A 12,951-nucleotide genomic window follows, 5' to 3' on the forward strand; every position below is an offset into this window, starting at 1 on the left:
ATCCAGCAGCGAACGGCGCGGTTTGTCCCCGCGGGGACATAACAAAAGGTTAATTTCCGGCCCTCAAGGGACTTGAAAAATAGTTAATGTTCTTTATTTGTTCTTGCATGAGAGAACGGAGCATGACCCATGTCCTATCATTCACATCAACCGGGCCTGTTTGATCCTGCGCAGGGTGCGTTGCCGATTTCAGCGCCAGAGCCCGCGACCGAAAAACAGATTGCTTTTGCCCAATCGCTCGCCGCGCGCACCGGTATAAAACTGCCTGCGGCCCTCTTTCGCGACCGGGCCGCATTGTCGGCGTGGATCGACCGGGCCAAGCCCGCGCAGCCGAAGGGCCGTTTCGCCAACTACCCCAGCGCCAAACAGGTCCAGTTTGCCGAACGGATCGCGCGCCTCAAACGCCGACAGATCCCGAGCGAATGTTTCAAGGACAAGACCATGATGTCGCGCTGGATCGACGGGAACAAACCGCGCTGAGCCTGCGTCGGTTTGACCCTCTGTCATGGGCGCGCGCAGCCCTAGATGTGGAACATGACAGAGAAAACACGCGTCCTATACAATGCTGACTGCCCGGTCTGCCGGTTCGAGATTGACCATTACGCCGCCTATAGCGCGGCCAAGGCCCTGCCCATCGGCTTTGACGATCTGAACAGCGATGCCCTGCACGAATGGGGCATCAGCGCCGATGATGCCACGCGGCGGCTGCATGTCCTGAAAGACGGAGCACTCTATTCCGGCATCCCTGCGTTCATCGTGCTGTGGCAGGATATGCCGCGCTATCGCCCGCTTGCGCGGCTGGTATCCCTGCCCGGTGTGAATTGGCTGGCGGTGCAGGTCTACGACCGCATTCTTGCCCCCCTGCTTTATCGCTGGAACCTGCGCCGGATGAAGAAGGGTGCCGAAACGTCAACGCAGATGTGAGGGCTTTGACGCTGGACTGAGACCGTTGCAACCGTCAGGCTGGTGCCATGGCTTATCCCTATTCCTTGCGTGAAACGCTGGCCGATGCGTCGGTTCATTTTGTGGGTGTGGTTGGCGGGATCATCGCCTGTGTCGCTCTGATCCTGCACGTTGTGCAAACCCAACCGGTCGACGAGATCGCCGCCACCAGCATTTACGGCGGCGTCGTCATCTTTGCCATGATCGCCTCTGCCGCCTATCACCTGGTGCCGTGGGAGCGGGCGCGGCCCGTCTTTTTGCGGATTGATCACGCCTCTATCTATCTCAAGATTGCGGCCACCTACACGCCGCTGGTCGTATTGATCGGGTCCGGCTTTGCTTATGTGGTGCTGGCGGGGGTTTGGGCCGTGGCCTTGATTGGCGCGATTGCCAAGGTCTGTTTCTTGACCGCGGATGGGCGCGGCGCCTTGTGGCTGTATCTGGCTATGGGATGGGCCAGCGTGTTGCTGATCTGGCCCATGTGGCAATCGCTGCCCGGTATCGCCACGACCCTCGTGGTGGCAGGTGGCCTGCTTTATACTATTGGCGCGTTGATTTTTGCCCGCGACGGGATGCGTTATCAAAACGCCATCTGGCACGTATTTGTCCTGTCCGCCTCGGCCTGCTTCTTTGGTGCGATTACAGTCGGCGTCTCAGCCTGAGCGGGCGGCGAGATCGGCAAATTGCTGGGCGTTGCGGCAAAAGGCCGGAGTTTCGGAGACCGCCCCTTTTTGCTGGTCCAGCCATTCGGCGCATTCGCCAGGACGGGTGCAGCCCGTACAGCGCAGCACCATGTCGGCCAGATCGCCGGGGGCCATATCGGCGCGCATGGCCGCCTCTTCAAGGTCGAGCCCACGGGCGGTTGCCATACGGTCCACCAAAGCGGCGTGATGTTTCAAACGTGTGTCGGTCATGATCCAGCCCTTTCGCTGATGCCTTGCCTCTAACGTCACATGGGCCGGGCATGGGTCGCTTTGACCCAGATCAAATGGCGTCCAGATAGGCCCGCACGCAGGTCTGGACGTGCCGAAATCGGTCCCCGCCCAGATGTTTGCCGCCGTACCAGCGGGTCACGATGATCAGGTGATCCTTGAGGCCCTCGCGCATCAGCATGCGGATGATGACCATACCCGCACCACTTTCGCCGTCGTCGCCTTTGATCGGGCCACCGTTTTCTAGATCAGCCGCCCAGGTGTTGTGCGTTGCCTTGGCATAGGCGCGGTCCTGTTTGAGGTCGGCCAAAGCGGCATCGATTGCCGCCCTGTCGGTCACACGGCAACCCGAGACCGCGTATTTCGACCCCCGGTCGCTGAGGATTTGGCCCAGTTGTTTCAAGGTAAGGTTTCCCCCACCGGACGCCGGGGGCCGCCCGTGCTAGCGTGATTGCATTGAACGACGCTTTTTCCGCACTTTTTCTTTTTCGATGGATTTTGCACCATGGCATTCCTTCAATCGGTTCCCCCCTACCTGCTCGAAGTGATCGGGCTAGCCGGTTTTGCCCTTTATGTGATGAATTACGGGCTATTGACCATGCAATGGCTAAACAGCAACTGCGCGATGTATTTTGCTGTCAACCTGATGGCGGCCAGTTTTGTATTGATCGGGCTGGCGGGCAGTTTCAACCTGGCCGCTGCCCTGATCCAGGGGTTTTTCGTGGTGATGTCGACGCTGGGTCTGTGCCTTCGCCTGCGCAAGAGGGACGCCGCCCGCTAGAGCCCTGCCGCCGTGCGGCGCACAAGCGCGATCCGCTGGGCGTTGGGCGGGTGCGTGCCAAGGAACCGGTTGCCGGGGTCGGGGATGCGGTTGAAGAACTGGACCCCCACCACCGGGTCATAGCCTGCCCGGGCTGTCAGGATGGTGCCCAACTCGTCTGCCTCAAGTTCGAATTCCTTGGAAAAGCTGCGCGCGCCAACCGATTGGCCAATCCGGCCGCCGATTTCCACAGCCTCGGAATTCCCCCCCGACAGGGTCGCAGCAATTTCGCTGAACAGCTCTGCCCCGACTTGTGCATTCAGGCGTTGCCGTTGGATGTGCCCCTGGATGTGATGCGCGGCCTCGTGCCCCATGACAAAGGCAAGCTCGTCCACGTTGCGTGCATCGGCGATCAGCGCGGAGTTGAACACAATCACCGGCTGGTTTTCCACCTCTTTGTCCAGCGTCTGGAATGCGTTGGGGGGCTGGCCCCGTCGCGTGTCCACCAGAATGCGGAAATCGCAGTTCATGCCGCGCGTGCGGTTCCTGCATTCGCGTTCGGCCAAAGGCTCCATCACCTTGACCACCTCGGCAAAGGCCCGTTCGGCTTGCCGTTGCGTCCGCAGCTCGTCCGGTGTGTCAACCACTTGAAGCTCGGGTGTGGGGGGGGCACTTGATATGATCACGGGCTCGCACGCAACACAGAGTGTCGTCGCCGCCATCGCCAGGGCCCATCGCATCATTGTGTCACTGCCTCATGTCCGCATTGTGTTTCGGGTGATAGTATCACGCCCCCGGACCGCTTCCAGCCCCCATCACGCAGCCGTGTGCCCCTAGGCAAGCGGTCGCGGATCGCCTAGCCTGCCCTTATGTTTACGATTGAGCACGAATTTGACGCCACCGTCATCACACTGGTGGATGAAGGTCAGGCCCCTTTGGAAGAAGACGTCATCGTCAACAGCTTTGCCGAGTGCGTAACCGTCGAACAATACGACCCGCGCCGTGATGCTGTGGTCAGGATCACCCTGTCGCCGGAACAGCTGCGCGATCTGGCGGCGGCCCTGGATCTGCCCGAGGGGGTTTATCAGTTGCGTGACGAGACTGGCTAAAAAGGTCTGGACCTATGACCTGTCTCTGATAGCGTGCCAGCGATCCAAGGGGAGTACAGCGCATGGCCATCGGCACCAAAATCCGCACCTATTACCAGGGCGCTTGGCATGACGAGGACGTGGCCATCATGCGTGCGGCCGATCATGGCAGTTGGGTCGGCAGCACGGTTTTTGACGGGGCCCGTTTCTTTGACGGTCGCGCGCCCGACCTTGAGGCCCATTGCGCCCGGGTGAACCGGTCGGCCGAGGCCCTGATGCTTACTCCCACCATCACCTCGGGCGAGATTGTCGATGCGGTGCGCGAGGGCCTGAAGGCCTATGACGCCTCGGAGGCGGTCTATATTCGCCCGATGTATTGGGGCCTGGATGGGGACGCGTCGGGGATCGTTCCCAAGGCCGACACCACCGGATTTGCCATTTGTCTGGAGGCTGTGCCGATGGCGGATCAAAACGCCTCGACCACCTTGGGCCGGACGCAATTTCGCCGCCCCGTGCTGGAGGATAACGTGGTCAACGCCAAGGCGGGCTGCCTGTATCCCAACAACGCGCGCATGCTGGCCGAAGTGCGCCGCAACGGATTTGGCAATGCGCTGGTGGCGGATGCGATGGGCAATGTGGCCGAAAGTGCGACGGCCAACGTCTTTATGGTCAAGGACGGCGAAGTCTTTACCCCCATTCCCAACGGCACCTTTTTGGCGGGCATCACCCGCGCGCGGCACATCAGCAACATGAAGGCTGACGGGATCAAAGTGCATGAAACCGTGCTGACCTTTGGCGATTTTGCCGATGCGGACGAGGTGTTCCTGTCGGGCAATATGATGAAGGTGACGCCCGTTACCGGCTTCGAAGATAAAAGCTATCAGATCGGTCCCATCACGCGGCGCGCCCGCGAGATGTATTGGGATTGGGCAGCAAGCGGGGCGTGATCCATGGGCAAACCGGTTGAATTCTGGTTCGAGTTTGCGAGCACCTACAGCTATCTGAGCGCCGCCCGCGTCGACGCCGCCTGTGCTGCTGCCGGTGTCGAACTGCGCTGGCGGTCGTTCTTGTTGGGGCCGGTCTTTGCCGCGCAAGGCATGCGCGATTCGCCCTTTAACATCTATCCGATCAAGGGTGCGTATATGTGGACCGATATGACGCGGTGCTGTGCGGACCTGGACCTGCCTTTTTCCAAGCCCAGCAGCTTTCCACGCGGCAGTTTGCTGGCGGCGCGCATTGCAGCGGCCCACGCGGATGCGCCTTGGATCGGTGCCTTTGTCCGGGCGGTGTATCATGCCAACTTTGCGGATGATCGCGACATCGCGGATGACGCAGTGGTCACGGCGATCCTGAACGAGATTGGCCAGGACGCGGGCTTTGTGATTGCGCTGGCAACCACGGACACCGGCAAAGCGCAGTTGCGCAGCAATACCGAGGCCGCCTTGGCCAAGGGCCTGTTTGGTGCGCCGAGTTTCGTGGTGGGTGACACCTATTTCTGGGGCAATGACCGGATGGATCAGGCCATTCGCCACGCCCAAGACAGCTAACACACGGGATTGCGCGCGGCTTTGGCTTGCGCCATGGTGACGTCACCGAAGTGGAGGGCGTCATGCGCAAATTTATGGTCGTGCTGGACGATAGCCGCGAGTGTCTGAATGCGATGCGATTTGCCGCAATGCGTGCGTCGCATACCGGCGGGGGCGTGGCGATCCTGTCCGTTATCCCACCTGATGAGTTCAATCATTGGATTGGCGTCGGCAACGTCATGCGCGAGGAAGCCCGCGAGCGCATCCACGCCCATTTCGAAGTCTTCGCCAAATGGATGCGCGACAAACAGGGCGTTGACCCTGAGCTGGTGATCCGCGAGGGCCAACCCGTTGACGAAATCATGGCCCAAATCCATGAAGACGCCGAAATTGGCGTTTTGGTCCTGGGTGCGGGCACCGACAAGAAGGGCCCCGGGCCGCTGGTCACCCAGTTGACGCGGAACTCTGGCAACTTGCCCATTCCGATCACCATTGTGCCCGGCGATCTGAGCAAGGAACGGCTTGAGGCGATCACCTGATCGGCTCTGCCTGCCCCGGAACACACTTTAGAACCATTCCAAACCTTGACTCGGAGCATGGCTGAGCGCATATCCTACGATAACCCTCAGGAGATCCGCATGTTCATCCAGACCGAATCCACGCCCAATCCCGCAACTCTGAAATTCCTGCCCGGCCAGACCGTGCTGGAAATGGGCACTGCCGATTTCCCCACCGCCGAAGCGGCCACCAAATCCCCCCTTGCAGGTCGCGTCTTTGCCGTTGATGGCGTGACCGGCGTGTTTTTTGGCAATGATTTCGTGACTGTGACCAAGGCCGACAGCGTCGATTGGGATCACATCAAGCCCGCCCTTCTGGGGGCCATCATGGAGCATTTTCAGTCGGGCCAGCCCGTCATGGATGATGGCCATGCGCCCGCCTCGGGCCATGCCGAGCATGACGGTGAAGACGGCGTGGTTGTGGGCCAGATCAAAGAGCTACTGGACAGCCGGGTTCGCCCTGCGGTGGCCCAGGACGGTGGCGACATCACCTTTCACGGCTTTGATCGCGGCGTTGTGTACCTGCACATGCAAGGCGCCTGTGCCGGATGCCCGTCCTCGACGCTCACCCTGAAGATGGGCATTGAGAATCTGTTGCGCCACTACATCCCCGAAGTGACCGAGGTTCGCCCTGTCGCCGTCTGACGGCGCACCCGCCTTCACCGCGCGGTGCTATTGCGGGGCGTCCCGGTTGACGATGTCGGCCGCGCCGCGCACGGCCTCTTATTGCCATTGCGTCGACTGCCGGCGCTGGACCGGCGCGCCGGTGGCGGCCTTTGCCGCCTTTGACGCTGTGTCTGTTCACGGTCTGGGGGCCCCGGTGGTTCATCCCTCTGGGGCGGAGCGTTGGAATTGCGCCGATTGCGGGTCGCCGCTGGCCGCGTGTTTCGCCTATTTGCCGGACCAGACCTATGTGCCCGTCGGCATTCTGGACCAGGCGGATGCGATTGCCCCCGCCCTGCACAGTCATGCAGACAGCCAATTACCCTGGTTGCACATCGCCGATGATCTGCCCCGGTTTGAGGCCAGCGCCCGTTCCCGATTGTCGGGATCAGCAGATTGACCCGCCCCCTGATCCTTGGGTTTGACACCTCGGCCGCCCATTGTGCCGCCGCCTTGGTACGTGGGGATCAGACACTTGTTGCGCGTGGCGAGCCGATGGCCAAAGGGCAGGCAGAGCGGTTGATGGACCTGCTGCAAGAGGTGTTGGCCGCCGAAGGCGTGACCTGGCAGGACCTGTCGGCCTTGGCCGTCGGAATTGGCCCCGGCAACTTTACCGGCATCCGCATCGGGGTGTCGGCGGCACGGGGATTGGCCCTTGGCCTAGGCATTCCCGCCTACGGCGTCACCGGGTTTGAGGCGCGTCAGCGGTTGGCCCCTGAGGGGACGGCCGTTGCGGTCCCCGCCCCCCGTGCCATGGCCTATGTCGTGGCGGGTGCCACAGCACAGATCGTACCGCTGGCCAGCATCGCCGCCCCCGCGCCCGAGCCGGAGCCTGCCGCCCTGGCCCAAGCGATTGCGGCTCATGCCAGCACCGTGTGGCCCGCCCAAGTGGCGGCCCCCGCCCCCTATTACGTCCGCCCCCCCGATGCCGCACCGGCCCGCGATGCCGCCCCGACGCTGTTGCCATGACGCCTGAGGCTCTGGCCGAACTGCATCGCGCGGCGTTTACTGTCGAGCGACCCTGGAGCGCGGATGAGTTTCGCGATCTGTTGGAGGCCCGCCATACGCACCTGACCTGCGCCATGCACGGCTTTGCCCTTTGGCGCAGTGTGGCGGGCGAGGCGGAGTTGTTGACCCTCACCGTTGATCCCCAACATCAGGGTCGGGGCCTTGGCACCCGCCTGATGCAGCGTTGGATGGCGCAGGCCGCGCGGGGCGCCGACAGCGCCTTTCTGGAAGTGGCGCAGGACAATCTGGCGGCCTGTGCCCTTTATGCGCGTTGCGGTTTTGCGACCGTGGCACGGCGGCCCAAATACTATGCGCGCCACGATGGTGCGGCGGATGCGCTTGTCATGCGCGCCCCACTTGGCGCGGCCCCTGATCCGGCCGATGCCGCAGGCCCATAAGGGCCCGGACCGCTGTCGCCCAAGCCTTGGGCTTTGCCCCAAGGTCAGTGGAAATGGGCATGCCAAAGCGCGAAAAAGCGGTTGACCCCACCCCGCCCCTGCGGCCTAATCCCGTATGATCAATGCGATCCCGGGCCAACGCAGCCCTGCTGCCAGTGCCCCAAACACAAAATTCGGGAGAAATGACCACATGACCCTCATGCAGAAATTCCTCGGCGCAAGCGCCGCTCTGGCCCTGTCGGCTGGTGCCGCTGCTGCTGATCCTGCTCTGATCTTTGATCTGGGCGGCAAGTTCGACAAATCCTTTAACGAGGCGGCCTTTAACGGCGCACAGCGTTGGGCCGAAGAAACCGGCGGCTCGTTCCTGGAAATCGAACTGCAATCCGAAGCCCAACGCGAACAGGCCCTGCGCCGCTTTGCCGAAGCGGGTGCCAACCCCGTCATCACGACCGGCTTTGCTTTTGCCGATCCAGTGAACGCCGTTGCGGGTGACTATCCTGACACTAAGTTCGTCAACATCGACGGCTGGATGCCCGAAGTGCCTGCAAACGTGCAGCTGATCGGCTTTCAAGAGCATCAGGGTTCTTACCTGGTTGGCATGATGGCCGCGATGGCGTCTGAAACTGGCACCGTCGGCTTTATCGGTGGTATGGACATCCCGCTGATCCGCCACTTTGGCTGCGGCTTTGCCCAGGGCGTCAAAGCGGTGAACCCCGACGCGACCGTCATTGCCAACATGACCGGCACAACCCCATCGGCATGGAATGACCCCGTCAAAGGCTCCGAACTGACCAAGGCACAAATCAGCCAGGGCGCGGACGTGATCTATGCTGCGGCTGGTGGGACGGGCGTTGGTGTTCTGCAAACTGCGGCAGATGAGGGCATCCTGTCCATCGGTGTAGACAGCAACCAGAACTACCTGCACTCCGGCAAGGTCCTGACCTCGATGCTCAAGCGCGTTGATGTCGCTGTGTACGATTCCATGACCGCTGGTGCGGACATCGAAACCGGCGGCTTCACCATCCTGGGTCTGGCCGAAGATGGCGTGGGTTATGCGCTGGATGAGCACAATGCCGACCTCGTTTCCGCCGAAATGAAAGAGGCTGTCGACACCGCGCGTCAGCAGATCATCGACGGCGATCTGGAAGTGGTGGCGTACTACACCGACGACAGCTGCCCCGTTCTGGACTTTTAAGTTCGGGTGATCCTTTGTTCGGGCCGCACGGTTTGCCCCGTCGCGGCCCGGATTTTTCAGCTCCAACACCTTTCCCAGCCTCACGGACGCGCGCCTGATGACAGCCCCCGCCATCGAACTCAAAGGGATCTCCAAAGCATTTGGACCCGTTCAGGCCAACAAAGACATCTCGATCCGGGTCATGCCGGGCACTATCCACGGGATCATCGGTGAAAACGGGGCGGGCAAATCCACGCTCATGTCGATCCTGTATGGGTTCTACAAGGCCGACGCAGGCGAAGTGTTTATCTCTGGTCAAAAGACCGAAATCCCCGACAGCCAGGCCGCCATCGCGGCAGGCATCGGCATGGTATTCCAGCATTTCAAGCTGGTCGAAAACTTCACCGTCCTCGAAAATATCATCCTTGGCGCGGAAGATGGCGGCTTGCTTCGCCCGTCGCTCGCCAAGGCCCGCAAATCGCTGCTTGAGCTTGAACAGGAATACGACCTCAAGGTCGATCCTGATGCCGTGATCGAAGAGATCGGTGTTGGCATGCAGCAGCGTGTCGAAATCCTCAAGGCGCTTTACCGTCAGGCCAATATCCTGATTCTGGACGAGCCGACCGGCGTGCTGACCCCGGCAGAGGCCGATCAACTGTTCCGCATCCTGGGCCGCCTGCGCGAAGAAGGCAAAACAATCATCCTGATCACCCACAAGCTGCGCGAGATCATGGATATCACAGACACCGTTTCGGTCATGCGCCGGGGCGAGATGACCGCCACGGTCAAAACGGCAGACACCTCGCCCGAAGAACTGGCCGAACTGATGGTGGGCCGCAAGGTCTTGCTGCGGGTGGACAAAACACCGGCGCAACCTCGTGATGTGGTGCTGGACGTCAAGAACCTCAAAGTGCTGGATGATCAAGGCGTTGAACGGCTGCGCGGCATTGATCTGCAAGTGCGCGCGGGCGAAATTCTGGGCATTGCGGGCGTGGCTGGCAACGGCCAGTCCGAACTTCTTGAAGTGTTGGGCGGCTATGCCGATGCCACGGGCGACATCACCGTCAACGGTCAGGCCCTCGATCTGACGGGGCGCTATTCCGACGGGCGGTCGCGCCGTGAACGGGGCATTGCCCATGTGCCCGAAGACCGGCAGCGCGAGGGCCTGATCATGGACTTCAGCGCCTGGGAAAACACCGCCTTTGGCTATCACCGCGATGCAGCTTACCAATCCGGCATCCTGATGAACAACGCCGCGATCAAGGCCGACACCCAGGCCAAGATGGACCGTTTTGACGTGCGCCCCCCCCATCCGCATCTGGCGGCCAAGAATTTTTCGGGCGGCAACCAGCAGAAAATCGTGCTCGCCCGCGAGATCGAGCGGAACCCTGACCTGTTGCTGATCGGCCAGCCGACACGCGGGGTCGACATCGGCGCGATCGAATTTATCCACCAGCAAATCGTGGCTCTGCGCGATCAGGGCAAGGCAATTCTCCTGGTCTCGGTCGAGCTAGAGGAAATCCTGTCGCTGGCCGACCGGGTCGCCGTCATGTTTGACGGACGGATCATGGGCGAACGCCTGCCGGCGCAGACAGACGAAAAAGAACTGGGGCTGTTGATGGCGGGGATGAATACATGACCCCTTCTTTTGGCCGGAAATATCCTGGGGGAGGCCCAAGGGGCCGGGGGCAAAGCCCCCACAAAACATCGCGCGTGCGCAGCACACAATCAAATACCTGGGCAGATAACGGAGCAAACCAATGGACGTGATGCCCAAATGGGCCGAGGTTGTGCTCGTTCCACTGATTTCGCTGATCCTCGCGGCCATCCTGTCGGCTTTGGTCATCCTCGCCATTGGCGAAGACCCGGTGGCTGCCGTCAAATTGATGGTTTCGGGCGCGCTTGGGTCAACCTATGGCTGGGGCTATACCCTTTATTACGCGACGAATTTCATGTTTACGGGGCTGGCTGTCGCGGTGGCCTTCCATGCGGGCCTGTTCAATATTGGCGGCGAGGGCCAGGCGATGCTGGGCGGGCTTGGCGTCGCGCTGGTGTGTTTGTTCATCCCTTGGCCGCATTGGACGCTGGCCGTCTTGGGCGCGACCGTTGGTGCGGCTGCATTTGGTGCGCTCTGGGCCGCTATTCCGGCCTATTTGCAGGCCAAGCGGGGCAGCCATATCGTGATCACCACGATCATGTTCAACTTTATCGCCGCCGCCGTGCTGAACTATATGCTGGTGAACATTTTGCGCCCTGCGGGCTCCATGGACCCGGCCACGGCCCGCTTTCCCGAAGCCGTCCACCTGCCCTCGCTGCATGAAATGCTTGCGCCCATTGGCATCAACTTTTCCAAATCTGCCCCGGCCAACGTATCGCTCGTGCTGGCGATCATCGCCTGCTTTGTGGTTTGGCTGCTGATCTGGCGTACTTCGCTGGGCTTGGAAATCAGGTCCTACGGCAAATCGGGCCGCGCGGCGCGCTATGCGGGCATCGGATCGGTGCGCATTACGATGATTGCCATGCTCATCTCGGGCGGCTTGGCGGGCATGATGGCCATCAACAACGTGATGGGCGAAGCCGAACGGCTCGTCCTGAATGCTGTGGAAGGCGCCGGGTTTATCGGCATTGCCGTGGCGCTGATGGGCCGCAGCCATCCGTTCGGGGTTTTCCTGGCCGCCATCCTCTTTGGCTTCCTCTATCAGGGTGGTGCTGAACTGGCCCTTTGGACGTCGATCCCGCGCGAGTTGATCGTGGTCATCCAGGCCCTGGTGATCCTGTTTACCGGTGCGCTCGACAATATGGTGCGGATGCCGCTGGAGCGGATATTCCTTGCGATACGGCAATCGCGCGAGGCCAAAGCAACCAAGGCGGCGGAGTAAGCACATGAATTTCCTGGCCCTCTTTGACCTCTCCGTCCTCGACACCACAGTCCGTTTGGCCACCCCGCTGTTGTTGGCCTGCCTTGCGGGCCTGTTCTCGGAACGTGCGGGCATTTTCGACATCGGCCTTGAGGGCAAGATGCTGGCGGCGGCGTTCTTTTCCGCGGCCCTTGCCTCGATCACCGGGTCGGTCTGGCTGGGTATTGCGGCCGGGATTGGTGCGTCGCTGGTCTTGTCGGCGGTCCATGGTCTGGCCTCGATCACCTTTCGCGGCAATCAGCTGATCTCGGGCGTTGCTATCAACTTCCTCGCGGCCGGCATGACGGTTCTGATCGCCCAAGACTGGTTCCAACAAGGAGGGCGCACGCCGTCCCTGCTGACCGGAGGGCGGTTTGAGCCGATCACCCTGCCCTTTGCCGAGGCGCTCAGCACGGTGCCGGTCTTTGGTCCGATCTATGCCGAGCTGATCTCGGGCCACTCGATCCTGGTCTATATCGCGCTCTTTTGCGTACCGGGGACGTGGTACATCCTGTTCCGCACCCGCTTTGGCCTGCGCTTGCGCGCGGTCGGCGAAAACCCGGCGGCCGTCGATACGGCGGGGGTTTCGGTTGTCGGTTTGCGATTTGCGGCCGTAGGGATTTGCGGCATCTTGTGCGGGATTGCAGGGGCGTACCTTGCGACGGCCTTGCAGGCGGGCTTTGTCAAAGACATGACCGCCGGACGCGGCTTCATTGCGCTGGCGGCGCTGATCTTTGCCAAGTGGAGGCCCTGGCATGCGCTTTGGGCAACATTGCTGTTTGGGTATCTTCAGGCCATCGCATTGCGGCCCGACATCATCGAAGGCGCGCTTGGGTTCAAGGTGCAGGTGCAACTGCTGGACGCCCTGCCCTATATCCTGACGGTCGTGATCCTTGCGGGTTTTGTGGGCAAGGCGATACCGCCACGCGCCGGGGGCGAGCCATACGTCAAAGAACGATAACGAAGGGCGTACCACAGGTACGCCGTCACTAAGGCCAGTTTCTTC

General features: G+C 61.4%; 19 protein-coding genes. 16 read left to right on the forward strand and 3 right to left on the reverse strand.

Going from position 1 to position 12,951, the window contains the following annotated elements:
• Nucleotides 1–129 precede the first annotated feature (129 nt).
• From Q1A44_RS07140 to Q1A44_RS07150, 3 genes are read left to right on the forward strand one after another with little or no spacing between them, the layout of a single operon-like run.
• Complete coding sequence (locus Q1A44_RS07140; RefSeq protein WP_299622008.1) at nucleotides 130–480, forward strand: hypothetical protein; 351 nt, start codon at nucleotides 130–132, stop codon at nucleotides 478–480.
• A gap of 54 nt (nucleotides 481–534) precedes the next feature.
• Nucleotides 535–924 carry a thiol-disulfide oxidoreductase DCC family protein gene (locus Q1A44_RS07145; RefSeq protein WP_299622011.1) on the forward strand — a complete coding sequence of 130 codons (390 nt, stop codon included), beginning with the start codon at nucleotides 535–537 and terminating at the stop codon, nucleotides 922–924.
• 47 nt (nucleotides 925–971) lie between these two features.
• The gene (locus Q1A44_RS07150; RefSeq protein WP_299622013.1) at nucleotides 972–1,604 is read left to right on the forward strand and encodes a hemolysin III family protein; all 633 of its coding nucleotides are present in this window, start codon (nucleotides 972–974) and stop codon (nucleotides 1,602–1,604) included.
• Here the strand turns inward: Q1A44_RS07150 and Q1A44_RS07155 are convergent.
• Complete coding sequence (locus Q1A44_RS07155; RefSeq protein ID WP_299622016.1) at nucleotides 1,596–1,856, reverse strand: DUF6455 family protein; 261 nt, start codon at nucleotides 1,854–1,856, stop codon at nucleotides 1,596–1,598. The genes Q1A44_RS07150 and Q1A44_RS07155 overlap by 9 nt on opposite strands.
• A 70-nt stretch (nucleotides 1,857–1,926) precedes the next feature.
• Complete coding sequence (locus Q1A44_RS07160) at nucleotides 1,927–2,277, reverse strand: YigZ family protein (RefSeq protein ID WP_299622019.1); 351 nt, start codon at nucleotides 2,275–2,277, stop codon at nucleotides 1,927–1,929.
• Nucleotides 2,278–2,379: 102 nt separating this feature from the next.
• Here Q1A44_RS07160 and Q1A44_RS07165 point away from each other — a divergent pair, with 102 nt between their 5' ends.
• On the forward strand, nucleotides 2,380–2,655 hold the full coding sequence (locus Q1A44_RS07165) for a hypothetical protein (RefSeq protein ID WP_299622021.1): 276 nt from the start codon (nucleotides 2,380–2,382) through the stop codon (nucleotides 2,653–2,655).
• Here Q1A44_RS07165 and Q1A44_RS07170 read toward each other — a convergent pair.
• A complete protein-coding gene (locus tag Q1A44_RS07170) occupies nucleotides 2,652–3,377 on the reverse strand; it encodes a M48 family metallopeptidase (RefSeq protein ID WP_299622024.1) in 726 nt (241 codons plus the stop codon). The genes Q1A44_RS07165 and Q1A44_RS07170 overlap by 4 nt on opposite strands.
• A gap of 126 nt (nucleotides 3,378–3,503) precedes the next feature.
• On the opposite strand from Q1A44_RS07170, the gene Q1A44_RS07175 reads away from it, so the two are divergent.
• The 12 genes from Q1A44_RS07175 to Q1A44_RS07230 all read left to right on the forward strand — a co-directional run bounded on the left by Q1A44_RS07175 (nucleotide 3,504) and on the right by Q1A44_RS07230 (nucleotide 12,906).
• On the forward strand, nucleotides 3,504–3,743 hold the full coding sequence (locus Q1A44_RS07175) for a hypothetical protein (RefSeq protein ID WP_299622028.1): 240 nt from the start codon (nucleotides 3,504–3,506) through the stop codon (nucleotides 3,741–3,743).
• 62 nt (nucleotides 3,744–3,805) lie between these two features.
• Entirely contained in the window at nucleotides 3,806–4,669 is an 864-nt protein-coding gene (locus Q1A44_RS07180) for a branched-chain amino acid aminotransferase (RefSeq protein ID WP_299622031.1), read from the forward strand.
• A 3-nt stretch (nucleotides 4,670–4,672) separates the two neighbouring features.
• Nucleotides 4,673–5,269, forward strand: a complete 597-nt coding sequence (locus tag Q1A44_RS07185; protein WP_299622034.1) for a 2-hydroxychromene-2-carboxylate isomerase — start codon at nucleotides 4,673–4,675, stop codon at nucleotides 5,267–5,269.
• A 62-nt stretch (nucleotides 5,270–5,331) separates the two neighbouring features.
• A complete protein-coding gene (locus tag Q1A44_RS07190) occupies nucleotides 5,332–5,787 on the forward strand; it encodes a universal stress protein (RefSeq protein WP_299622038.1) in 456 nt (151 codons plus the stop codon).
• 99 nt (nucleotides 5,788–5,886) lie between these two features.
• Entirely contained in the window at nucleotides 5,887–6,450 is a 564-nt protein-coding gene (locus Q1A44_RS07195; RefSeq protein WP_299622843.1) for a NifU family protein, read from the forward strand.
• Nucleotides 6,451–6,502: 52 nt separating this feature from the next.
• Entirely contained in the window at nucleotides 6,503–6,868 is a 366-nt protein-coding gene (locus Q1A44_RS07200) for a GFA family protein (protein WP_299622040.1), read from the forward strand.
• Entirely contained in the window at nucleotides 6,865–7,437 is a 573-nt protein-coding gene (gene tsaB, locus Q1A44_RS07205) for a tRNA (adenosine(37)-N6)-threonylcarbamoyltransferase complex dimerization subunit type 1 TsaB (RefSeq protein ID WP_299622043.1), read from the forward strand. Before Q1A44_RS07200 ends, tsaB begins: the two co-directional genes overlap by 4 nt.
• Complete coding sequence (rimI, locus tag Q1A44_RS07210) at nucleotides 7,434–7,874, forward strand: ribosomal protein S18-alanine N-acetyltransferase (protein WP_299622045.1); 441 nt, start codon at nucleotides 7,434–7,436, stop codon at nucleotides 7,872–7,874. The genes tsaB and rimI overlap by 4 nt, the downstream gene beginning before the upstream one ends.
• Nucleotides 7,875–8,064: 190 nt before the next feature.
• On the forward strand, nucleotides 8,065–9,069 hold the full coding sequence (locus Q1A44_RS07215) for a BMP family ABC transporter substrate-binding protein (protein ID WP_299622050.1): 1,005 nt from the start codon (nucleotides 8,065–8,067) through the stop codon (nucleotides 9,067–9,069).
• A gap of 97 nt (nucleotides 9,070–9,166) precedes the next feature.
• Complete coding sequence (locus tag Q1A44_RS07220; RefSeq protein WP_299622052.1) at nucleotides 9,167–10,687, forward strand: ABC transporter ATP-binding protein; 1,521 nt, start codon at nucleotides 9,167–9,169, stop codon at nucleotides 10,685–10,687.
• Nucleotides 10,688–10,808: 121 nt separating this feature from the next.
• Entirely contained in the window at nucleotides 10,809–11,927 is a 1,119-nt protein-coding gene (locus Q1A44_RS07225) for an ABC transporter permease (RefSeq protein WP_299622055.1), read from the forward strand.
• A gap of 4 nt (nucleotides 11,928–11,931) precedes the next feature.
• Complete coding sequence (locus Q1A44_RS07230; RefSeq protein WP_299622057.1) at nucleotides 11,932–12,906, forward strand: ABC transporter permease; 975 nt, start codon at nucleotides 11,932–11,934, stop codon at nucleotides 12,904–12,906.
• Nucleotides 12,907–12,951 lie beyond the last annotated feature (45 nt).

It is taken from the genome of uncultured Tateyamaria sp. (assembly GCF_947503705.1).
Taxonomy (GTDB): domain Bacteria; phylum Pseudomonadota; class Alphaproteobacteria; order Rhodobacterales; family Rhodobacteraceae; genus Tateyamaria.

Bases quoted from the DNA above. Each gene is read 5' to 3' on its own strand.
- Q1A44_RS07140 (WP_299622008.1), top strand. From the start codon at position 130: ATGTCCTATCATTCACATCAACCGGGCCTGTTTGATCCTGCGCAGGGT.
- Q1A44_RS07145 (WP_299622011.1), top strand. From the start codon at position 535: ATGACAGAGAAAACACGCGTCCTATACAATGCTGACTGCCCGGTCTGC.
- Q1A44_RS07150 (WP_299622013.1), top strand. From the start codon at position 972: ATGGCTTATCCCTATTCCTTGCGTGAAACGCTGGCCGATGCGTCGGTT.
- Q1A44_RS07155 (WP_299622016.1), bottom strand. From the start codon at position 1,856: ATGACCGACACACGTTTGAAACATCACGCCGCTTTGGTGGACCGTATG.
- Q1A44_RS07165 (WP_299622021.1), top strand. From the start codon at position 2,380: ATGGCATTCCTTCAATCGGTTCCCCCCTACCTGCTCGAAGTGATCGGG.
- Q1A44_RS07170 (WP_299622024.1), bottom strand. From the start codon at position 3,377: ATGATGCGATGGGCCCTGGCGATGGCGGCGACGACACTCTGTGTTGCG.
- Q1A44_RS07175 (WP_299622028.1), top strand. From the start codon at position 3,504: ATGTTTACGATTGAGCACGAATTTGACGCCACCGTCATCACACTGGTG.
- Q1A44_RS07180 (WP_299622031.1), top strand. From the start codon at position 3,806: ATGGCCATCGGCACCAAAATCCGCACCTATTACCAGGGCGCTTGGCAT.
- Q1A44_RS07185 (WP_299622034.1), top strand. From the start codon at position 4,673: ATGGGCAAACCGGTTGAATTCTGGTTCGAGTTTGCGAGCACCTACAGC.
- Q1A44_RS07190 (WP_299622038.1), top strand. From the start codon at position 5,332: ATGCGCAAATTTATGGTCGTGCTGGACGATAGCCGCGAGTGTCTGAAT.
- Q1A44_RS07195 (WP_299622843.1), top strand. From the start codon at position 5,887: ATGTTCATCCAGACCGAATCCACGCCCAATCCCGCAACTCTGAAATTC.
- Q1A44_RS07200 (WP_299622040.1), top strand. From the start codon at position 6,503: ATGTCGGCCGCGCCGCGCACGGCCTCTTATTGCCATTGCGTCGACTGC.
- rimI (WP_299622045.1), top strand. From the start codon at position 7,434: ATGACGCCTGAGGCTCTGGCCGAACTGCATCGCGCGGCGTTTACTGTC.
- Q1A44_RS07215 (WP_299622050.1), top strand. From the start codon at position 8,065: ATGACCCTCATGCAGAAATTCCTCGGCGCAAGCGCCGCTCTGGCCCTG.
- Q1A44_RS07220 (WP_299622052.1), top strand. From the start codon at position 9,167: ATGACAGCCCCCGCCATCGAACTCAAAGGGATCTCCAAAGCATTTGGA.
- Q1A44_RS07225 (WP_299622055.1), top strand. From the start codon at position 10,809: ATGGACGTGATGCCCAAATGGGCCGAGGTTGTGCTCGTTCCACTGATT.
- Q1A44_RS07230 (WP_299622057.1), top strand. From the start codon at position 11,932: ATGAATTTCCTGGCCCTCTTTGACCTCTCCGTCCTCGACACCACAGTC.